Consider the following 21,374-nt stretch of genomic DNA (forward strand, 5'->3'; position numbering starts at 1 on the left):
GTAGCGCGCATTACCGGGCGTGAGTGCGTTTCAGGTGCGGATATATTGCCGTCTCTGTGCCTGGCGGAAGTTGATCGCATTCGATAACGGGCTCTGCAACGCCTGTGCGCAGGCAAGGCTTGCTTCGAGGTGTCGAAGGAACCTGCGACGAGGTTGACGTCACTGATCGCGCTTTCAACGAGGGGAAAATCCATGGATCCATCCATCACCGGAGCTTTAGTGCAGTCGATAGACATATATCCGGAGCAACTGGTTTCGCATGAAGAGCAAGTTGGCGGCGCTCGCGTACCCGGCCTGCAGCCTCAGGAGCAGGGCGCAACGCTGCTGTCTACGCAGCCGCAGCCTGGAGCGGGAAGCGCGGTGGTGTCGATAACAGCGCCGCTGTTGTTGGATGCGGCTCCAGCCGGGAATGGCGTGGCGAGCATCGCCGTAAACACCGGAGCGACTCGGGGCTTGGATTGGTGCATGGGGCGGGCAGAACGCGGCGATGCGGGAGCGCAATTTGAACTGGGGATGTACTACCTGCAGGGCGAGCGCGTGCAGAAGAACCCTGAAACGGCGCTCTTGTGGTTTCACAAGGCCGCGCAGCAAGGCGATGCCCGTGCGCAGTATCACTTGTACTTGCAATACGAAAGCGGCGAGTCCGTCAAAAGGGATCATGAGAAGGCAATCGATTCGCTCATCAAGTCGGCGGTGGGAGGTAATCGCGAGGCGAACAAGCTGCTGAGCGAAAAGTATCGCAACGGCTGCGATGTAGACCGCGATCTCGAAAAGTCAGCCGTATGCCTGTTGCGTTCGGAAGACTGGCCGCGCTCGAAATCATCCACACTCAAGCTGCGTGGATCTGCAATTGACGACGCAATGCTCAAAGCCATCCTGGGGCTGCTGCGAAAACATCTTCAGAAGGAAACGCCGACGCAACCGCAGGTCCTTGAACTGCTTCTTGACCATAACGCCATTCGAGAAAAGGGCGCGACATATCTTGCCGAAATGCTGGTTCAGCACGTGGCACTGCAGATTTTGACCATGTCGGGCAACCTGATCGGCATTGCCGGTTTGGAGACAATCGAGAATGCTCTGCGCAGCAACACCTCGCTGTTGAAATTTGTCTGTAGGGGTTACGCAAAAGGTGGCATAAGCGCAAAAGCAGTCATTGACGCGATCTACGAGCAGATAGAGCGCAATGGACGCGTTTTCATGCTGACCAACTTGCGGAAACAGTGGAAGTTCAACAAATGGACAGGCATGGATCCGGACCTCATGCTGCAGCTGGAAGAGAGCCTGATCCTGCGCATGAGCAAGCTGGGCAACAGCAGCGCCACAGAGACCCTGAAAAGCCTGCTGGAGCTGCAGCTCTGCCTGTCGCTTCTGGAGAATGACTACAGCGCAAGACCGCAAGCGCAGTTGATGCGGAGCGACGAAGCTTGCTCCCCGTCCAGCGCAAGCAAGTCCGGGGAATGACGCATGCTGGTCGCCGCGTTCACAGCAACGGCAACGCCTGTGCTCAGAAGCCTTCTTCCGATCCGAGGTAGCGCCACTTGCCCGGCGGCAGATTGCCAAGCTTCACGCGGCCGATACGCACGCGCTTCAGGCCGAGCACCTTCAGCCCGACCAGCTCGCACATGCGCCGTATCTGCCGCTTCTTGCCTTCGCGCAGCACGAAACGCAATTGATCTTCGTTCTGCCAGCTGACCTTGGCCGGCAACAGCTTCTTGCCATCCAGCGACAGGCCATGGTTCAGCCGCTTCAGCTCGGCATCGGGCAGGCGCGGACCGCGCTGGTATTGCACACGCACCAGGTATTCCTTTTCGATGCTGGTGTCCTCGCCGATGAGCTGCTTGGCGATGCGGCCATCCTGGGTCAGCACCAAAAGACCGGTGGAGTCGATGTCCAGGCGACCGGCAGGCACCAGGCTCTTCAATTGCGAGCCGTGGAATTGCAGCGGCGCCTTGTCCTCGTCCCAGCGATTCTCGGGCGTGACCAGCACCACCGCCGGACGGTAGCCATCCTCGGCCTGGCCGCTGACATAACCCATGGGCTTGTGTAGCAGCACCGTGACGCGCTTGGCCTGCTGCGCGGCGGCCTGGCGTTCGACGGTGACCTTCTGATGCGGCAGCACCTTGCTGCCGAGTTCGGAGACTACCTGGCCATCGACCCGCACCCAGCCGCGCGCGATCCATTCATCGGCTTCACGGCGGGAGCACAGTCCCAGTTCGGACATGCGTTTGGACAGGCGCAGCGGTTCAGTCATGGCAATCGGAAATCGTTTGAAGATAAAAAGACTCAGGCCTGCAAGGCATCGAGCAGTTCGCGCTCGAGCTGGATCTGGCTGCGCGCATGCTGCAGCACCGGGCCATCGACGAGGAACACGTCTTCGACGCGCTCGCCCAGCGTCATCACCTTGGCCGCATGCAGGTTCACGCGGTACTTGGCCAGCACGCTGGCGACCGAATAGAGGAGCCCGTTGCGGTCGCCTGCGGAGATCGACAGCAGGTGATACTGGCCGCGCTCGTCGGGCCGCAGGTCCACGGTCGGGCTGACCGGGAAGCTGCGTGACAGCCGCGACAGCCGGCCCTTGCGCGGCGGCGGCGGCACCTCGGGATGCAACAACGCCTCGGCCAGCTCGTGTTCAATCAGCGTGATGATGTCGCGGTAGCTGTTGGCGAATGCCGGCTCGGTGACGAGGAAGGTATCGAGCGCATAGCCGTTCCTGGTGGTGTGAATCTTCGCATCGAGAATGCTGAAATTCTTGCGCTCGAAATAGGCGCAGATGCGCAGGAACAGGTCGGGCTGGTCCTTGACATAGACCGTCACCTGCAGGCCTTCGCCGATCGGCGCGAGCCGGCACTTGACGATGGGCTGGTCGGCATCGACGCGGGTGTAGAGCATGCGCGTCTGCCAGGCGATGTCGGAAGCGTCGTGGCGCAGGAAGTAGGCAGTGTCGAGCTGGTTCCACAGGCGCTCGTGCGCGCCTTCGGGCAAGCCGTAAAGCCGCAGCGTGCGCAGGGCTTCGTTCTGGCGGCTGCGCAGCTCGCGCGCGGCCGATGGCGCTTCGCCGCCGAGCGCGCGCAGCGTCATGCGGAACAGGTCTTCCAGCAGCTTGCCCTTCCACGCGTTCCAGACCTTCGGGCTGGTGCCACGGATGTCGGCAACGGTGAGCAGATACAGCGCGGTCAGATGGCGCTCGTCCTTGACCAGCGTGGCGAATTCGCGGATCACCGCCGGGTCCGACAGGTCCTGCTTCTGCGCCACATGCGACATCGCCAGGTGATGCTGCACCAGGAACACCACCAGCTCGGTGTCTTCAGTCGACATGCCATGGTCGCGGCAGAAGCGTTGCGCATCGCTCATGCCCAGCAGCGAATGATCGCCGCCGCGACCCTTGGCGATATCGTGGAACAAAGCCGCCACATACAGCACCCACGGCCGCTCGAAGTTGGCCATCAACTGGCTGCAGAACGGATATTCATGCGCATGCTCGGGCATGGTGAAGCGGCGCACATTGCGCACCACCATCAGGATGTGCTGGTCCACGGTGTAGACATGGAACAGGTCATGCTGCATCTGGCCGACGATCTTGCGGAAGTTGGGCAGGTAGCGGCCCAGCACCGACAGCCCGTTCATGCGGCGCAGCGCATGCAGGATGCCTTCCGGCTCCTGCAGGATGCGCAGAAACAGCGCGCGGTTGGCCGGGTCGCGCCGGAAGGCGGCGTTGATGCGGGTGCGCGCATGCCACAGCGCGCGCATGGCCCGCGCGGTCATGCCGCGCAGCTCGCGGTGCTGCTGCATCAGCAGGAAGATCTCGAGCATGGCCGAGGGCGTGGTCTCGAACACATTGTCGTGCGCGATGTCGATCAGGCCGTTGACCTCGTTGAAGCGCTGGTTGATCGCCAGCGGGCAGGCCGGCTGCGGGAACAGCTGGCCTTCGATGTTCTGCACCAGGATGGTGTTGAGCTGGGTCACCGCCTTCGCGGCCCAGTAGTAGCGCTGCATCAGGAATTCGCTGGCGCGCCGGCTCTCGGTATTGGCAAAGCCGAAGGACAGCGCCAGCGGCGTCTGCACATCGAATACCAGGCGATCCTCGCGCCGGCCGGCATGCAGATGCAGGCGCACGCGGATGTCCTTGATCGTGCGTTCCTGGCGCGCCAGCTGACGCGCTTCCAGCGGCGTGATCAGGCCGCGCGCGGCCAGCTTGCGCCAGGAGTCGCCCAGGCCCGCAGCCTTGGCGATCCACAGGATTACCTGCAGGTCGCGCAGTCCGCCCGGGCTTTCCTTGCAGTTGGGCTCGAGGCTGTAGGGCGTGTCCTCGTACTTTGCATGGCGCTGCTGCATCTCCAGCGTCTTGGCCTGGAAGAATTCCTGCGCGTCCATCGCCGCGAAGAAGCGGTCCTGCAATTGCGTGAACAGCTTGCGGCTGCCGCACACCAGGCGCGACTCCAGCAGGCTGGTCTGCACCGTGATGTCGGCCGCGGATTCGGTCAGGCATTCGTCGACGGTGCGTATGCTGTGGCCGATCTCCAGGCCAAGGTCCCAGAGCAGTTGCACCAGCGCCTCCAGCCGCTCCTTGGCCGTGCCGTCGGGCGCCGCCGGCAGCAGGATCAGCACGTCGACGTCGGAATACGGAAACAGCTCGCCACGGCCATAGCCGCCGACCGCGACCAGCGCGCTGTCGTCCGGCATGGCCAGCTCGCGCCAGGCGGCAGTGAGAATGCGATCGACGCATTGCCGCAGCTCGGTGGTCAGACGGTCCGGGTTGCGGTGGCTGTCGTAGGCGGAGATGGCGCTAGCGCGATCAAGCTTCAGCCTCTCCTTCAGCTCCGGCGCAAGCGTGGCCATGGCGATGCTCATGCGGTGACGGCTTGCGTGTCCTGCGATGCGATGAAGGCGGGCGGCGCCGGCATGCCGGGCGAGACGGTCAGCACTTCATAACCGGTCTCGGTGACCAGGATCGTGTGCTCCCATTGCGCCGACAGGCTGCGGTCCTTAGTCTTGATGGTCCAGCCGTCGGTCATCTCACGGATCTCGCGCCGACCGGCATTGATCATCGGCTCGATGGTGAAGATCATGCCCGGCACCAGTTTTTCGAGTGTGCCCGGTCGGCCGTAGTGCAGCACCTGCGGCTCTTCATGAAAGATCTTGCCGATGCCGTGGCCGCAGAATTCGCGCACCACACTGTAGCCGGCCTTTTCCGCGTGCTGCTGGATCGCATGGCCGATGTCGCCGAGATGCGCGCCCGGCTTCACCTTCGAAATGCCGATCCACATGCATTCATAGGTGATGTCGGCCAGGCGCCTGGCGAGGATGGAAGGCTGGCCGACGAGGAACATGCGGCTGGTGTCGCCGTGGTAGCCATCCTTGATGACGGTGACGTCGATGTTGAGCACGTCGCCGTTCTTCAGCGCCTTGTCGCCGGGGATGCCGTGGCAGATAACGTCGTTGACCGAGGTGCAGATCGATTTCGGGTAGGGCGTGTAGCCGGGCGGGCAGTAGTTCAGCGGCGCCGGCACCGTGCCCTGCACATTGACCATGTAGTCGTGGCAGAGCCGGTCGAGCTCGCCGGTGGTGACGCCCGGTTTCACGAACGGGGCAATGTAATCGAGGACTTCGGCGGCGAGGCGGCCGGCGACGCGCATGCCGCGGATATCCTCTTCGGTCTTGATGGTGATGGCAGCCATGGTGAATGCTTTGCTGGAAGTCGCCGGGGCGGCGAAGGGCAGGGACAAGGCGCGATTATAGACGAGGCTTTGCAACGACGTTTCCTGCGCGGTGGGGCCGCCGCCAGCCGCTGTTTCCGGTCCATGCGGATGGTATGCGCCTTGCCTCGGGCCCGCAAATCCGGTTAGAATCCGGGGTTCGCTTGACTGACCCAGTCGAGTTAACTTTCTTTCAATCGCGAATCCGGTTCCAAAAAGGGTGCCCGCTGTGCTTTTTGCTACGTGGGTGACTGACCGGATTCCAGACCCAACCCTGGAGAATTTCATGGCTGTTACCATGCGCGAAATGCTGGAAGCCGGTATCCATTTCGGACACCAAACCCGCTTCTGGAACCCCAAGATGGCTCCGTACATCTTCGGCCACCGCAACAAGATTCATATCGTCAACCTCGAAGTCACGCTCAACAAGTACAACGAAGCGATGAAGTACATTCGCCAGTTGGCTGCGAACCGTGGCACCGTGCTGATGGTTGGCACCAAGCGCCAGGCGCGCGACCTTATCGCCGCCGAAGCGCAGCGCGCAGGCGTGCCCTATGTCGACCAGCGCTGGCTGGGCGGCATGCTGACCAACTTCAAGACCATCAAGACCTCGATCAAGCGCCTGAAGGAAATGGAAGCCGCCGTGGAAGACGGTTCGGTGGAAAAGATGTCCAAGAAGGAAGCGCTGATGTTCCGTCGCGAAATGGACAAGCTGCAAAAGTCCATCGGCGGCATCAAGGACATGAACGGCGTGCCTGACGCGATCTTCGTCATCGACGTCGGCTACCACAAGGGCGCCATCACCGAAGCCGCCAAGCTGGGCATCCCGGTCATCGGCGTGGTCGACACCAACCACTCGCCGGACGGCGTGGCTTACGTGATCCCTGGCAACGACGACTCCTCCAAGGCCATCGCGCTGTATGCGCGCGGCGTGGCGGACGCGATCATCGAAGGCCGCAACAGCGCGGCGACCGACCTGGTCGAATCGATTCGCGGCGAAGCTGGCAGCGACGAATTCGTCGAAGTCAACGAGCAGGCATAATCTGCCTCGGTCCGCGGCCCGGCCGCGGGCGGGACGCAAAAAGGGGCAACATCGGTTCGCCCCTTTTTTTCGAGCCTCTTTTCGAGCCTCGATAACATCGCAGCAAACATTTCTGAATGATCGAGCGGCCGCCACGGCGGCCCTCCGCTAGCAAGGAGAACAAGATGGCAGCAATTACCGCAGCAATGGTTGGCGAACTCCGCGCCAAAACCGATGCGCCGATGATGGAATGCAAGAAGGCGCTGACCGAAGCCGCCGGCGACATGGGGAAAGCAGAAGAACTTCTGCGCGTGAAGCTCGGCAGCAAGGCTTCGAAGGCTTCCTCGCGCGTGACCGCCGAAGGCGTGGTCGCGGCCTATATCAATGGCAACGTCGGCGCGCTGGTCGAAGTCAATTGCGAAACTGACTTCGTCACCAAGAACGACGACTTCCTGAAGCTGGCCAGCGATGTCGCTCGCGTGGCCGCCGAGCAGAACCCGGCCGACGTCGCCGCGCTGTCCGCGCTGCAGAACGACGGTAAGACCATCGAAGAAACCCGCACCGAGCTGGTCGGCCGCATCGGCGAAAACATGTCGATCCGCCGCTTCAAGCGTTTCGAGGGCAGCAAGCTGGTCTCGTACCTGCATGGCACCCGCATCGGCGTGATGGTCGCTTATGAAGGCGACAACGAGCAGGTCGCGAAAGACGTGGCCATGCACATCGCCGCGATGAAACCGGTGGCGCTGGCGTCTTCTGACGTGCCGGCCGAGCTGATCGAGCGCGAGCGTTCGGTGGCGACGCTGAAGGCCCAGGAATCCGGCAAGCCGGCCGACATCGCCGCCAAGATGGTCGAAGGTTCGGTGCAGAAGTACCTGAAGGAAGTGTCGCTGCTGAACCAGGCTTTCGTAAAGAACGACAAGCAAACCGTCGAGCAGATGCTCAAGGCCAATAACACGACCGTGAAATCCTTCACGCTGTACGTGGTCGGCGAGGGCATCGAGAAGAAGGTGGACGACTTCGCCGCCGAGGTGGCTGCCCAGGTGGCTGCCGCCAAAGGCGCCTGAGTCGGGCGAAACAAAACGGGCCGAAAGGCCCGTTTTTTTAACGGGCGGGCAGGGACATTGCCCGCCTTCGTCCCGGAGTCGTGCGATGGCGCTGTAAAATGGCCGATTATCGAGCCATGTTCCGGGATGCAAGACAGTGTGTGAACAACCGGAATATCCATTGGAGCCAAATCTATGACTCAAGCAGCGTACAAGCGCGTACTCCTGAAGCTTTCCGGTGAGGCCCTCATGGGCGACGACGCCTACGGCATCAACCGCGCCACGATCGAGCGCATGGTGGCGGACGTTAAGGAAGTGGCACAGCTCGGCGTCGAGCTGGCCATCGTCATCGGAGGCGGCAACATCTTTCGCGGAGTCGCGCCTGGCGCGCAGGGCATGGACCGCGCCACCGCGGACTACATGGGCATGCTCGCCACTGTGATGAATTCGCTGGCGCTGGCCGATGCGATGCGCCAGCAGGGCATGACCGCGCGGGTGATGTCCGCCATTTCCATTGAGCAGGTCGTCGAGCCCTATGTGCGGCCGAAGGCGCTGCAGTATCTCGAAGAAGGCAAGATCGTCATCTTTGCCGCCGGCACCGGCAATCCGTTCTTCACCACCGACACCGCCGCCGCGCTGCGCGGCTCGGAAATCGGCGCCCAGGTGGTGCTCAAGGCCACCAAGGTCGACGGCGTCTACAGCGCCGATCCGAACAAGGATCCGAGCGCGACCCGCTACAGCAGCATCAGCTTCGACGAAGCCATCTCGCGCCATCTGCAGGTGATGGACGCCACCGCGTTCGCGCTGTGCCGCGACCAGAAACTGCCGATCCGCGTGTTTTCCATCGTCAAGCCCGGCGCGCTGGCGCGCATCGTGCTCGGCGAGGATGAGGGCACGCTGGTTCACGTTTAAGCCTTTGGCCACGTCTGATTTATCGAATATTCCAAGCAATACAGGAGAGCAGCATGACCATCGCTGACGTCAAGAAAAGTACCGAAGAAAAAATGCGCAAATCGCTCGAGACGCTGAAGAGCAATCTCGCGAAAGTGCGCACCGGGCGCGCGCATCCGGGCATCCTGGACCATGTGCGCGTCGACTATTACGGCACCCCGACCCCGATCAGCGGCGTGGCCAACGTCACCCTGATCGACGCGCGCACGATCGGCGTGCAGCCGTGGGAAAAGAAGATGGTCGCCGCGGTGGAAAAGGCGATCCGCGAATCCGACCTCGGCCTTAACCCGTCGACCCAGGGCGACATGATCCGCGTGCCGACGCCGCCGCTGACCGAAGAGCGCCGCAAGGAAATGGTGAAGCTGGTCAAGACTGAAGCCGAGGAAGGCAAGGTCGCGGTGCGCAATGTGCGTCGCGATGCCAATGAAGGATTGAAGAAGCTGGTCAAGGACAAGGCGGTTTCCGAGGACGACGAGCGCCGCGCGCAGGATGATGTGCAAAAGCTGACCGACCGCTATGTCGCTGAAATCGACAAGATGGTGGCCGAGAAGGAAAAGGAAATCCTGACGGTCTGAGGACGGTCGGTTTGATGCGCGGGTCGCTTTGCGGCCTGCGCCCATCCAACGAGACATAACTTCATGAAGCATACGAGTTCGACGCAGCAAATACCGATGACCGGCGTGGTGCCGCGGCATATCGCGATCATCATGGACGGCAACGGACGCTGGGCCACGCGGCGCTTTCTGCCGCGCGTAGCCGGGCATGCGAAGGGCGTTGAACGCGTGCGCGATGTGGTCGAGGCCTGCGTCGATCGCGGCGTCGAGTTCCTGACCCTGTTCGCATTCAGTTCGGAAAACTGGCGTCGTCCGCCCGAGGAAGTATCGGTGCTGATGCGCCTGTTCATGACCGCGCTGGAGCGCGAGATCACGAAGATGCATGTCAACGAAATCCGCCTGAAGGTGATCGGCGATCTGTCGCGCTTCGATGAAAAGCTGCAGCGCATGATCGCCAATGCCGAGCGGCGCACCGCGAATAACACGCGGCTCACCGTGACGATATGCGCGAATTACGGCGGCCGCTGGGACATCATGCAGGCGGTTAACCGCATGGTGGCCGAGCATCCGGGTGCGGGTAACTTCAGCGAAGAGCAGCTCGAGCCGTATCTGGCCATGGCCTATGCGCCCGAGCCGGATCTGTTCATCCGCACCGGCGGCGAGGAAAGGATCTCGAACTTCCTGCTGTGGCAGCTCGCGTACGCCGAGATGTATTTCACCGATACCTACTGGCCCGATTTCGGCGCCGCCGCGCTGGACGAGGCGATCGCCTCCTACCAGCAGCGTGAACGCCGCTTCGGCCGCACCAGTGAACAGCTGGTGGAAGCGAAAAAGGCTTCCTGATGCTGAGAACCCGCGTCATCACGGCGGTCTTGCTGCTTGCGGTGCTTCTGGCAGTGGCGTGGTCGGGTTCGAAGCTGCTGTTTTCGGCGGTGCTGACCGCATTCTTCGCGGCGGCGGCGTGGGAAAGCTTGCGCCTGTTCCGCAGTCCGCGGCCAGTCTTGTCAGCGGCGCTGTGGTGCCTGCCGCTGCTTTGGCTCCTGCTGCGCGCAGACGTCCGCACGCAGCACCTGCTGTTCATGCTCTCGGCCGCACTATGGCTGATCCGCTTCGCGCCGACGCTCAAGTTCGGTCTGCCCGAACTCAGTCGTCCAGCCAACCGGCTGATGTCCTGGGTCTACGTGTTGTCCGTGCTGGCCTGCTTCATCGCCATCGCGTTGCTGTACCAGCATTCGGCGCTGTATCTGCTGTCGGTGATGGCGATCGTCTGGATCGCGGATATCGGTGCTTATTTCTCAGGCAAGGCCTTTGGCAAGCGCAAGCTTGCGCCTTCGATCTCTCCTGGCAAATCCTGGGAAGGCGCCATCGGCGGCTGGCTCGCGGTGCTCGTGATCGCCTCCTTGTCCACTCGCCTGCCCATGCTTGCCGACACCTTTTCCACGCACATGCTGCATGGCTTTGGCTGGGGTGGACTGTTGCTGATCCTGACCGCGCTGGTGGCCATCAGTGTGGCGGGCGATTTGTTTGAATCCATGCTCAAGCGCCGCATCGGTTTCAAGGACAGCAGCAGCCTGCTGCCTGGCCATGGCGGCGTGCTCGATCGCATCGACGCGCTGATCCCGGTGATGCCGCTGGCTGCGCTCCTGGCGCTGTCGTCCCCTCTCTAGCTCATGCAAAACCTCACGATATTAGGCTCGACCGGGTCCATCGGCGTCTCGACGCTGGACGTGGTCGCGCGTCATCCGGATCGCTATCGGGTCCATGCCTTGTCAGCGCATACGCGGGTGCAGGAACTGGCGGACCAATGCCGGCGTTTCCGGCCGCGGGTCGCGGTTGTCGGCACCGAGGCAGCAGCCGCGCAACTGCGTGAATTACTCGCATCCGATGGCCTGGCAATCGAGGTGGCCTGCGGCGAGGCGGCATTGTGCGCCATCGCTTCCGCGCCCGAGTGCGATGCGGTAATGGCGGCCATCGTTGGCGCCGCCGGCCTCGCGCCCACGCTCGCCGCGGCCCGCGCCGGCAAGAAGGTACTGCTGGCCAACAAGGAAGCGTTGGTGATGTCCGGCCAGTTGTTCATGGATGCGGTGGCGACGAATGGAGCCACGCTGCTGCCTATCGACAGTGAGCACAATGCGATCTTCCAGTGCCTGCCGCAGGACTATGCGCGTACGCCGCAGGCGCACGGCATTGCGAAGATCCTGCTGACTGCGTCGGGCGGACCTTTCCTGAACCGCGCGGTGGAAACCCTGGGCGATGTGACGCCCGAAGAAGCGGTCGCGCATCCGAACTGGGTCATGGGGCGAAAGATCTCGGTCGACTCGGCAACGATGATGAACAAGGGCCTCGAAGTGATTGAGGCGCACTGGCTGTTCGGCGCTTCGGCCGATCAGATCGATGTGGTCATCCATCCGCAGAGCGTGATCCATTCCATGGTGTCGTATGTCGATGGCTCGGTGCTGGCACAGCTCGGCAATCCGGATATGCGCACGCCGATCGCGCATGCGCTTGCCTATCCCGAGCGCATCGCTTCCGGTGTCGCGCCGCTGGATCTGACCGCGTTTGCGCAACTGCGCTTCCTGCCGCCAGACTTCACGCGCTTTCCGTGCCTGCGGCTGGCGTATGATGCACTGCGCGCCGGCGGTTCTGCACCGGCGCTGCTGAATGCAGCCAATGAAGTGGCGGTCGAAGCCTTCCTCGCGGGGCGCATCGGCTTCCGCATGATCGATCAACTGATAGCGAGGGTGATGGACGCGCTGCCGCATGAGCCGGTGGCCGACATCGCGGCGGTGCTGGAACAGGATCGTCGCGCCCGCTCGCTTGCAACCGGATATCTCATCTCATGATGCTTCTCCAGACCCTGGTGGCTTTCGTGGTGGTGCTCGGCGTGCTGGTCGTGGTGCACGAACTCGGACATTACTGGGTGGCGCGCCTGTGCGGCGTCAAGGTGCTGCGCTTTTCCGTCGGCATGGGCAAGATCGTCTGGTCGCGCCGCTTCGGGCCCGATCAGACCGAATGGGCATTATCGGCGCTGCCGCTGGGCGGCTACGTGAAGATGCTCGATGCGCGCGAGACTGATGTGTCCGGTCTGTCGCGCGATGAACTGGCGCGCGAATACACCGCGCAATCGGTGTGGAAGCGCATCGCCATCGTCGCCGCCGGTCCGCTGGCGAACTTCCTGCTCGCCATTCTCGTCTTCGCCGCGCTGTATGTGCATGGCATCCCGGAACCGGCGCCGCGGCTGCGCGCGGTGGCGCAGGGCACGCCTGCGTATGCAGCCGGCCTGCGCGGTGGCGAGATGGTCACTGCAGTCGATGGCGAGCCGGTGCAGATCTGGTCCGACATGCGCTGGCGGCTGCTGCGCTCGGCGGTCGATCGGCATGCCGCGACCATTGAATACGAGCGCCAAGACGCCGCGCCGCAGGGCAAGACGCGTGGCCAGGCAGTGATCCCGGCCGAAGCCTTGTCTGGCGTGGATCTCGAAACCGATTTCCTGCCGACGCTTGGTCTCGATCTGGCGCGGCCGCCCGCGATGATGGGCAAGATCATGCCGGACAGCCCGGCGGCAAAGGCGGGGCTGCGTGAAGGCGATCGGATTCAAGCCGTGGATGGCAAGCCGGTGCAGGACGGCATGGCATTCATCGATCTCGTGCGCGCGGCGCCGCAGCGCGATCTCGAGTTGTCCGTGCTGCGCAATGGCGTGCCGCTCATGCTGACGGTGCAGCCCGAAGCAGTGGAGAAGAAGGGGCAGCGCGTTGGTCGCATCGGCGCGGAGGTGGCGATGGCGCCGGAGATGATCAATGCCAGCGCACCGCTGCACAAGGCTCTCCTGCGCGGTGCGCAGAAAACCTGGGACACGTCGGTCATGACGGTGCGCATGCTGGGTCGCATGCTCATCGGCGAAGTCTCGCTGAAGAACATCACCGGCCCGATTACGATTGCCGATTACGCCGGGCAGACCGCGCGCATCGGCATGGTCAGCTATCTGTCCTTCATCGCCTTCATCAGCATCAGTCTGGGCGTAATGAATTTGCTACCCATCCCGGTGTTGGATGGGGGGCTTTTGCTGTATTATTCGCTGGAAGTTTTGACCGGGCGCCCGGTTCCCGAAAGGTTCGGCGAACTGGCCCAGCGCGCAGGGATCGGTATCCTGATGACGCTGATGATCGTCGCGGTGTTCAATGACATCGTCCGGCTCATCTCCTGAGCCAAAAGCATCCCAGGGAAGTCGCCGCCGCCATGCATGAGCGGCGGCATCCATTACATAACAACAGCCAATGAAATTGAATTCAGAGCGCTCTCCTTTGCCTTTTTTTCCCCGCCGTCTGCTCGCCATTGCCGCTTTTGCCCTGTGTTCCGGCTACGCCTGCGCGATCGAGCCGTTCGTTGTGAAGGACATCCGGGTCGAGGGCATACAGCGCACTGAGGCCGGCACGGTCTTCAATTATCTGCCGGTGAAAGTTGGCGACACCTTCACCGATGACCGCGCTTCGGCGGCAATCAAGGCCTTGTATGCCACCGGCTTCTTCAAGGATGTGCGCATCGAGGCCGAGGGCAATGTGCTGGTGGTGACGGTTGAAGAGCGGCCCGCGATCGCGTCCATCGACTTCACCGGCATCAAGGAATTCGACAAGGACACCCTGACCAAGGCGCTGAAGGAAATCGGCCTGGGCGAGTCGCGCATCTATGACAAGGCGCTGCTCGATCGCGCTGAGCAGGAGTTGAAGCGCCAATACCTGTCGCGCGGCCTGTATGGCGTGAAGATCACCACGACCGTGACGCCCGTGGAGCGCAACCGGGTCAATATCAATTTCACCGTGGACGAGGGCGACGTCTCCCGCATTCGGCAGATCAACATCGTCGGCAACAAGGCCTTCTCCGACAAGGAGCTGCGCGATGTGCTCAAGCTCACCACGCCCGGCTGGTTCACCTGGTACACCAAGAACGACCAGTATTCGAAGCAGAAGCTGACCGGCGACATCGAAGCGCTGAAGTCCTACTATCTGAACCGCGGCTATCTGGAAATGCAGGTCGAGTCGACACAGGTATCGATCTCGCCGGACCGCAAGGACATCTACCTCACGATCAATATCACCGAGGGCGACAAGTTCACGGTATCCAACGTGAAGCTCGAAGGCGAAATGTTCGGCCGCCAGGATGAGCTGAAGACGCTGGTCGAGCTCAAGCCCGGCGATGTGTATTCGGGACAGAAGCTCACCGAAAGCATCAAGAAGATTTCCGACCGTCTCGGTGAATTCGGCTATGCATTCGCCAACGTCAATGCCAATCCGGAAGTCAATCGCGACAAGAAGGAAGTCGGCTTCACGATTCTGATCGACCCGGGCAAGCGCGTGTATGTGCGCCGCATCAACATCGGCGGCAATACCCGCACGCGCGACGAAGTGATCCGCCGTGAGATGCGTCAGGTCGAGAGCTCGTGGTACGACGCCTCGCGGATCAAGCTCTCGCGCGACCGTATCGATCGCCTTGGCTATTTCACCGAAGTCAATGTCGAGACGCCCGAAGTGCCGGGCACGACTGATCAGGTCGACCTGAACGTGAATGTCACCGAGAAGCCGACCGGCGCGATCTCGCTGGGCGCGGGTTTCTCGAGCAGCGAGAAGGTCACGCTGACGGGCTCGATCCAGCAGGCCAACGTCTTCGGCAGCGGCAATACGCTGGGCCTGGATGTGAATACCAGCAAGTACAACCGCACCATCGCGCTCACGCAGGTCAATCCATACTTTACCGATGACGGCATCAGCCGCAGTATCGAAACCTTCCTGCGTACGTCCACGCCGCCCGCGGTGAACACGGGCTACTACCGGATCCGCACCATCGGCGGCAACGTGCGTTTCGGCGTGCCATTCAACGAGGTCGACACCGTGTTCTTCGGCGTGGGTGTGGAACATACCCAGGTCGACGTCGATCCGACCAGCCCCTTGCTCTACCAGCAGTACGTCAGCGACTTCGGTTCGGGCACCAGCGCCAAGACGCTTGGCTTCCCGTTCACTGTGGCGTGGCAGCGTGACAGCCGAGACAGTTCCCTCGTGCCGAGCAAGGGCCGCTATCAGCGCGCGAACCTGGATGTCTCCACCTTCGGCGATCTGCGCTACTACCGCGGCACGTATCAGCAGCAGTATTTCAGGCCACTGTTCTCCACCAGCACCACGCTGGCACTGAACGGCGAGCTCGATTACGGCCATGCGATCGGCAGCCGGCCCTATCCGGTATTCAAGAACTTCTATGCCGGCGGTATCGGGTCGGTGCGCGGTTATGAATCCTCGTCGCTGCAGGTGAACCCGGTTACCGGGCAGGACGTCACCGGCGGCAATGCGCGCGCGTTCTTCAACGCTGAATTGCAGTTCCCGTTCCCGGGCAGCGGCACAGATCGTACGCTGCGCTGGTTCACCTTCGTCGACGGCGGCAACGTCTTCAACACCACGGCGGGCGAGCGCATTACGCCGGCCAACTTCCGTTATTCAGCGGGTCTGGGTATCAGCTGGGTATCGCCAATCGGGCCGCTGAAGCTGTCGTTCGGCAAGCCGCTCAATGCCAAGGATGCGGATCGCACCCAGGCCTTCCAGTTCCAGCTCGGCACCGGCTTCTGACGAGCGGTTATCATTACTGTTTTTTGCAAACGCGGAGAAAGACCTTGAAGTTTTCCCTTCCCCAATCTCTGAGCAACCGGTGCGCGATGCTGCTGGCGGCATCGCTGCTAGTCATCGGTTCCGCCCAGGCGCAGGCCCAGGAAATGAAGATCGGCTTTGTCAGCACCGAACGCATCTTCCGCGAAGCGGCGCCTGCCAAGGCGGCGAATGCCAAGATCGAACAGGAATTTTCGAAGCGCGACAAGGACCTGCAGGACATGGCTGCACGGCTCAAAGCGATGTCGGACAAGCTGGATAAGGATGCGCCGGTGCTTTCCGAGTCCGACCGCGGCAGACGGCAACGCGAGCTGGCTGAGCTCGACAAGGATTTTCAGCGTCGTCAGCGCGAGTTTCGCGAGGATTTGAACCAGCGCCGCAACGAAGAGCTGGCCACAGTGCTCGATCGCACCAACCGCGTGATCAAGCAAATCGCTGAAGCCGAGAAATACGACATCGTCTTCCAGGAAGCCGTCTACATCAGCCCGCGCATCGACATCACCGACAAGGTGCTGAAGGCGCTCAACAAATAAGCGGCGGCAATGGCGATCCGGCTCCAAGCTCTCATCGAGCGTCTGGGCGGTCAGTTGACTGGCGATGGCGAATTGGAAGTCACCGGCATCGCGCCGCTTGATGTCGCCGGTCCGACCGAAATCAGCTTTCTGTCCAACGCCAAGCTGCGCGATCAGGCTAGCGCCAGTCATGCGGCGGCCCTGATTCTTACCGAGGCGGAACACGGCCGCATCGGTCCTGAATATGCGGGCGCGCGTATCGTCACCCCCAACCCCTACGCCTATTTCGCGCGTGCCGCGCAATGGTTCGCCGAACTCGCTGCGCCGCCGGTGACGCCGGGTATCCATCCCAGCGCAGTGGTGGATCCGAGCGCGCGCGTGGCGGCGACTGCCTGCATCGGTCCGCATGTCACCATCGAGGCTGATGCGCATGTTGGCGAGTATTGCCGCATCGATGCCGGCAGCTACATAGGTCGCGGCGCCTCGGTGGGAGCGCATACGCATTTCCATGCGCGGGTGTGCTTCCATGCGCGCTGCGTCATCGGCGAGCGTGGCATCCTGCATTCCGGCGCGGTGATCGGGGCGGATGGTTTCGGCTTTGCGAACGAAGGCGGCGCGTGGATCAAGATCCCGCAAACCGGCCGCGTCGTGATCGGCAACGACGTGGAAATCGGCGCCAATACCTCGGTCGACCGCGGCGCGCTGGCCGACACCGTCATCGAGGATGGCGTCAAGCTCGACAACCAGATCCAGATCGGCCACAACTGCCACATCGGCGCGCACACCGCAATGGCGGGCTGTGTCGGCGTGGCCGGCAGCGCCAGGATCGGCAAGTACTGCACCTTTGGCGGCGCGGCGATGATCAGCGGGCATATCACCATCGCCGACCATGTGCATGTAACCGCGGCAACCATGATCAGCCGCTCCCTGCCTGAGCCGGGGAAATACACTGGCTACTATCCTTTCGCCAGCGATGCGGAATGGGAAAAGTCGGCAGCCATCCTGCGTAACCTGACGAAGATGCGCAGTCGTCTGCGTGAACTCGAGAAGACCGTGGAACGGCTTGCCGATAACAAGAAAGAAGAGAATTGAAAGAGAACGCTATGAACACCCTCGACATCAACCAGATCAAGGAGTATCTGCCGCACCGCTATCCGCTGCTGCTGGTGGACCGGGTACTCGACTATGAGCTGGACAAGTCGATCACCGCAATCAAGAACGTCACAATCAACGAGGAATTCTTCAACGGTCACTTCCCGCACAAGCCGGTGATGCCGGGCGTGCTGATGATCGAAGCGCTGGCCCAGACCGCAGCGCTGCTGTCCTTCATGAGCAAGGGCGTAAAGCCGGACAGCAATTCTATTGTCTATTTCGTCGGCATCGACAATGCGCGCTTCAAGCGGCCGGTGGGTCCTGGCGACCAGCTGCGTATGGAAGTTCAACTGATGCGCGCGGCGCGTGGCATCTACAAGTACAAGGCGCGTGGTGTCGTCGATGGCGAGACCGCGGTCGAGGCCGAACTGATGTGCACGATGCGCAGCGCCGTTGATGCCAGCCAGCCGGCGGGTGAGTGATGGCGAAGATTCATCCCACCGCCATCGTCGATCCGATGGCGGAGCTCGATGCTACGGTCGAGATCGGGCCGTATTCCGTGATCGGCCCGAAGGTGAAGATCGGCGCCGGCACCTGCATCAAATCGCATGTGGTGATCGAGGGCAATACCACGATCGGTCGCGATAACCTGATCTACCAGTTCTGCTCGCTCGGCGCCGCTCCGCAGGACAAGAAGTACCGGGGCGAAGACACCCGGCTTGAGATCGGCGACCGCAACACGATCCGTGAATTCTGCAGCTTCAATACCGGCACCGTGCAGGATGCCGGCACGACACGGCTCGGCAATGACAACTGGATCCTGGCCTATGTGCATCTCGCGCATGATTGCCAGGTCGGCAGCAACACGATCTTCTCGAATAACGCCACGCTTGCCGGTCATGTGCATGTCGGCGATTGGGTCATCATGAGCGGCTTCGCGGCCGTGCATCAGTTCTGCAAGATCGGCGACCATGCCTTCGTCGGCATGAACGCCAGCCTGTCGCAGGATGTGCCGCCGTATGTGCTGGCTGCCGGCACGCCCATCGCTGTGCGCGGCCTGAATATCGAAGGCCTGAAGCGGCGCGGATTTTCCGGTGAAGACATCGCCGCCATCCGCCGTGCGTACAAGCTGATCTACAAGTCCGGGCTGACGCTGGACGAGGCGAAAGCGGCCATCGAAGCCGATCCCGCCTATCAAAACGAAGACGGTGGCGCGCATCTGCGTCGCATGCGCGAATTCCTGGACAACGCAACACGTGGCATCGTCCGCTGATCTCAACATCGCCATGGTCGCCGGTGAACCTTCCGGCGATCTTCTCGCGGCGCGCCTGCTGACGGGCGTGCGCGCGCAGGCGCCGAATGCGCTGGTGCATGGCATTGGTGGTCCGCGCATGGCAGAGCTTGGTTTCCGTAGTGATTGGCCGATGGAGAAACTGGCAGTGCGCGGCCTGTTCGAAGTGCTTGCGCATTACCGTGAGATCAAGGGCATACGCGATGCGCTGCGCGAGAAGCTGCTTAAAGAGCGGCCGGGCGTGTTCGTCGGCGTCGATGCGCCGGATTTCAACCTGGGCCTGGAAGCGGAACTGAAGGCGGCGGGTATTCCGACGGTGCACTTCATCAGCCCATCGGTCTGGGCCTGGCGCGGCGGACGCATCAAGAAGATTGCGCGTTCGGTGTCGCACATGCTGGTGGTATTCCCCTTCGAGGAAGCGATCTACCGCAAGGCAGGTATTCCGGTCACCTACGTCGGTCATCCAATGGCTGAAGTCATTCCGATGACGCCCGACGTTGCCGCGGCGCGCGCTGCGCTAGGCTTGCCCGATGACGCCAAGGTCGTTGCCATCCTGCCGGGCAGCCGCATGTCCGAGCTGAAGTACAACAGCGCAGCCTTCATCGGCGCGGCGAAGCTGCTGGCCGCGCGCGAGCCCGGGCTGCGCTTTGTGGTGCCGATGGCCGGCGCGGCGCAGCGCGGTCTCTTTGAAAGCCTGTTGAAATCCGCCGGCCTTGCCGACGTGCCGCTGACGATACTCGACGGCCAGTCGCATGCGGCCATCGCCGCCGCCGATGCCGTGCTGGTCGCTTCCGGCACCGCGACGCTGGAAGTTGCGTTGTTCAAGAAGCCGATGGTCATCGCCTACAAGATGATGCCCGCCTCCTGGCATGTGTTGAAGCACATGGCTTACCAGCCGTGGGTGGGCTTGCCGAATATCCTGGCGCGGGAATTCCTGGTGCCCGAGCTGCTGCAGCATGCGGCGACACCGGAAGCGATCGCCGAAGAAGTCTGGCTGCAATTGACCGATGAGAGCGCGCGCCGCAGATTGCGTCGCCGCTTCACCGAAATGCATCACACGCTGTTGCGCGACACCTCGCGCGAAAGCGCGCGGGCGGTGCTGCAACTGCTCGCATCGCAACGTGGAAGACTGGCATGAAGCGCGGCCCAAAAAGCCTGCCGCTGTTCGATCGGGCCGGGGAAATCATTTGCGGCGTCGATGAGGCGGGCCGCGGTCCGCTGGCCGGGCCGGTGTTTGCCGCGGCTGTCGTTCTCGATCCGACGCGGCCGATTGAAGGTTTGCGTGATTCCAAGAAATTGACTGCGGCACGGCGCGAATCCTTGGCCGAGGCGATCCGGCGCGATGCCCTCGCCTGGTCAGTGGCGCAATGCTGCGAAGAGGAGATCGATCGCCTGAACATCCTGCATGCGACGATGCTGGCCATGCGCCGCGCGATCGAAGGTTTGCGCCATGCGCCGACACTCGCGCTGATCGATGGCAACCGTTGCCCGGTCGCCTCCGTGCGCTGCGAAGCGATCGTCGGCGGCGATGATCTCGTTGCAGAGATTTCCGCGGCATCCATCCTCGCCAAGACCGCGCGCGATGCCGCGCTTGAAGCGCTGCACCTCGACTATCCGCAGTACGGCTTCAACCAGCACAAGGGATATCCGACCGCGCTGCATCTCGAGCGTTTGCGCATGCATGGCGTATCGCCGGTGCATCGCCGTTCGTATGCGCCAGTACGCTTGCTGCTGGAAAAGGAGGGCGCATGAAGCGGATCAGCTCGCGCGACAACGCGCTGTACAAGGAACTCAAGGCGCTGGCGACCAGTTCGCAGGCGCGGCGCCGCGCGGGCCGCACGCTGCTCGACGGTGTGCATCTGTGCGAAGCCTATCTCGACGCGGTCGGCTTGCCGGCGATTTGCGTCGCCAGCGATAGCGCGATGGTCAATCCGGAAGTCGTGGCCATACTCGAACGCTGTGCCGGCACGCATTCCGTGGTACTTCCGGATGCTCTGTATGGCGCGCTCAGCCAGGTGGAGCATGGCGTTGGCCTGATGTTCGTCATCGACACCCCGCAACTCGACGCGCCAACCGAGCTTTCCGGAGCGGCAGTGCTGCTCGACAATCTGCAGGATCCCGGCAACCTCGGGTCCATCCTGCGCAGTGCCGCGGCGGCCGGCATCCGGGAAGTCCATTGCAGTGCTGGAACGGTGTTCGCGTGGTCGCCCAAGGTCTTGCGCGCCGGCATGGGTGCGCATTTCACCTTGCAGATCCACGAGCATGCGGATCTAGCCTCTCTGCTGAAAACCGCCAGGCTGCCGGTGCTGGCGACCAGTTCGCATGCGAGCGCGAGCATTTACGACACCGATCTTTCGCAGCCTGTGGCCTGGCTGTTCGGGCACGAAGGGCAGGGCGTTTCCGCGGAGTTGCTTGCGCTCGCCGGCCGGCACGTGGCAATCCCGCACCTGGGACCGATCGAATCGCTGAATGTCGCCGCGAGCGCGGCGGTATGCCTGTTTGAAAGCGTGCGGCAGAAGCTCAGCCGCAAGTAGCGCTTGCAGTACGTCGGTATCGAACCTGCCCCCTGTAGC

The 21,374-nt window shown here is 62.4% G+C and carries 20 protein-coding genes; 17 read left to right on the forward strand and 3 right to left on the reverse strand.

The window, feature by feature from the left end; genetic code table 11:
• Positions 1-192: 192 nt before the first annotated feature.
• Positions 193-1,461, forward strand: a complete 1,269-nt coding sequence (locus JJB74_RS07955) for an SEL1-like repeat protein (protein ID WP_200591274.1) — start codon at positions 193-195, stop codon at positions 1,459-1,461.
• Between the two features lie 43 nt (positions 1,462-1,504).
• On the opposite strand, the gene JJB74_RS07960 is transcribed toward JJB74_RS07955, so the two are convergent.
• From JJB74_RS07960 to map, 3 genes are read right to left on the reverse strand one after another with little or no spacing between them, the layout of a single operon-like run.
• A complete protein-coding gene (locus tag JJB74_RS07960) occupies positions 1,505-2,251 on the reverse strand; it encodes a pseudouridine synthase (protein ID WP_200591275.1) in 747 nt (248 codons plus the stop codon).
• Between the two features lie 32 nt (positions 2,252-2,283).
• A complete protein-coding gene (locus tag JJB74_RS07965) occupies positions 2,284-4,836 on the reverse strand; it encodes a [protein-PII] uridylyltransferase (protein WP_200591394.1) in 2,553 nt (850 codons plus the stop codon).
• An 8-nt stretch (positions 4,837-4,844) separates the two neighbouring features.
• The gene (gene map, locus JJB74_RS07970; RefSeq protein WP_200591395.1) at positions 4,845-5,675 is read right to left on the reverse strand and encodes a type I methionyl aminopeptidase; all 831 of its coding nucleotides are present in this window, start codon (positions 5,673-5,675) and stop codon (positions 4,845-4,847) included.
• A 304-nt stretch (positions 5,676-5,979) separates the two neighbouring features.
• Between map and rpsB the strand changes: the two genes are divergently transcribed.
• From rpsB to JJB74_RS08050, 16 genes are all read left to right on the forward strand, one after another.
• Positions 5,980-6,735 carry a 30S ribosomal protein S2 gene (rpsB, locus tag JJB74_RS07975; RefSeq protein ID WP_200591276.1) on the forward strand — a complete coding sequence of 252 codons (756 nt, stop codon included), beginning with the start codon at positions 5,980-5,982 and terminating at the stop codon, positions 6,733-6,735.
• A gap of 164 nt (positions 6,736-6,899) precedes the next feature.
• Entirely contained in the window at positions 6,900-7,778 is an 879-nt protein-coding gene (gene tsf, locus JJB74_RS07980; RefSeq protein WP_200591277.1) for a translation elongation factor Ts, read from the forward strand.
• A gap of 174 nt (positions 7,779-7,952) precedes the next feature.
• A complete protein-coding gene (gene pyrH, locus JJB74_RS07985) occupies positions 7,953-8,669 on the forward strand; it encodes a UMP kinase (RefSeq protein ID WP_200591278.1) in 717 nt (238 codons plus the stop codon).
• A gap of 53 nt (positions 8,670-8,722) precedes the next feature.
• Complete coding sequence (frr, locus tag JJB74_RS07990; RefSeq protein WP_200591279.1) at positions 8,723-9,283, forward strand: ribosome recycling factor; 561 nt, start codon at positions 8,723-8,725, stop codon at positions 9,281-9,283.
• 63 nt (positions 9,284-9,346) lie between these two features.
• Positions 9,347-10,105 (forward strand): polyprenyl diphosphate synthase, encoded by a 759-nt coding sequence (gene uppS / locus JJB74_RS07995; RefSeq protein ID WP_200591280.1) that lies wholly within the window; start codon positions 9,347-9,349, stop codon positions 10,103-10,105.
• Entirely contained in the window at positions 10,105-10,929 is an 825-nt protein-coding gene (locus JJB74_RS08000; RefSeq protein WP_200591281.1) for a phosphatidate cytidylyltransferase, read from the forward strand. Before uppS ends, JJB74_RS08000 begins: the two co-directional genes overlap by 1 nt.
• A 3-nt stretch (positions 10,930-10,932) precedes the next feature.
• Positions 10,933-12,105 carry a 1-deoxy-D-xylulose-5-phosphate reductoisomerase gene (gene ispC / locus JJB74_RS08005; RefSeq protein WP_200591282.1) on the forward strand — a complete coding sequence of 391 codons (1,173 nt, stop codon included), beginning with the start codon at positions 10,933-10,935 and terminating at the stop codon, positions 12,103-12,105.
• Positions 12,102-13,466 (forward strand): RIP metalloprotease RseP, encoded by a 1,365-nt coding sequence (gene rseP / locus JJB74_RS08010; RefSeq protein WP_200591283.1) that lies wholly within the window; start codon positions 12,102-12,104, stop codon positions 13,464-13,466. The genes ispC and rseP overlap by 4 nt, the downstream gene beginning before the upstream one ends.
• A 70-nt stretch (positions 13,467-13,536) precedes the next feature.
• Entirely contained in the window at positions 13,537-15,870 is a 2,334-nt protein-coding gene (gene bamA, locus JJB74_RS08015; RefSeq protein ID WP_200591284.1) for an outer membrane protein assembly factor BamA, read from the forward strand.
• An 86-nt stretch (positions 15,871-15,956) separates the two neighbouring features.
• Entirely contained in the window at positions 15,957-16,439 is a 483-nt protein-coding gene (locus JJB74_RS08020) for an OmpH family outer membrane protein (RefSeq protein WP_200591396.1), read from the forward strand.
• 9 nt (positions 16,440-16,448) lie between these two features.
• A complete protein-coding gene (gene lpxD / locus JJB74_RS08025; RefSeq protein ID WP_200591285.1) occupies positions 16,449-17,510 on the forward strand; it encodes a UDP-3-O-(3-hydroxymyristoyl)glucosamine N-acyltransferase in 1,062 nt (353 codons plus the stop codon).
• A gap of 11 nt (positions 17,511-17,521) precedes the next feature.
• Positions 17,522-17,992 carry a 3-hydroxyacyl-ACP dehydratase FabZ gene (fabZ, locus tag JJB74_RS08030; protein ID WP_200591286.1) on the forward strand — a complete coding sequence of 157 codons (471 nt, stop codon included), beginning with the start codon at positions 17,522-17,524 and terminating at the stop codon, positions 17,990-17,992.
• Positions 17,992-18,783, forward strand: a complete 792-nt coding sequence (lpxA, locus tag JJB74_RS08035; protein WP_200591287.1) for an acyl-ACP--UDP-N-acetylglucosamine O-acyltransferase — start codon at positions 17,992-17,994, stop codon at positions 18,781-18,783. Before fabZ ends, lpxA begins: the two co-directional genes overlap by 1 nt.
• A gap of 13 nt (positions 18,784-18,796) precedes the next feature.
• Positions 18,797-19,939 (forward strand): lipid-A-disaccharide synthase, encoded by a 1,143-nt coding sequence (lpxB, locus tag JJB74_RS08040; RefSeq protein WP_200591397.1) that lies wholly within the window; start codon positions 18,797-18,799, stop codon positions 19,937-19,939.
• Positions 19,936-20,553, forward strand: coding sequence for a ribonuclease HII (gene rnhB / locus JJB74_RS08045; RefSeq protein ID WP_200591288.1), 618 nt, complete (start codon positions 19,936-19,938; stop codon positions 20,551-20,553). Before lpxB ends, rnhB begins: the two co-directional genes overlap by 4 nt.
• A complete protein-coding gene (locus JJB74_RS08050; protein ID WP_200591289.1) occupies positions 20,550-21,335 on the forward strand; it encodes a TrmH family RNA methyltransferase in 786 nt (261 codons plus the stop codon). Before rnhB ends, JJB74_RS08050 begins: the two co-directional genes overlap by 4 nt.
• Positions 21,336-21,374: the final 39 nt, after the last annotated feature.

It is taken from the genome of Noviherbaspirillum pedocola (assembly GCF_016632335.1).
GTDB classification, from domain to species: domain Bacteria; phylum Pseudomonadota; class Gammaproteobacteria; order Burkholderiales; family Burkholderiaceae_D; genus Noviherbaspirillum_A; species Noviherbaspirillum_A pedocola.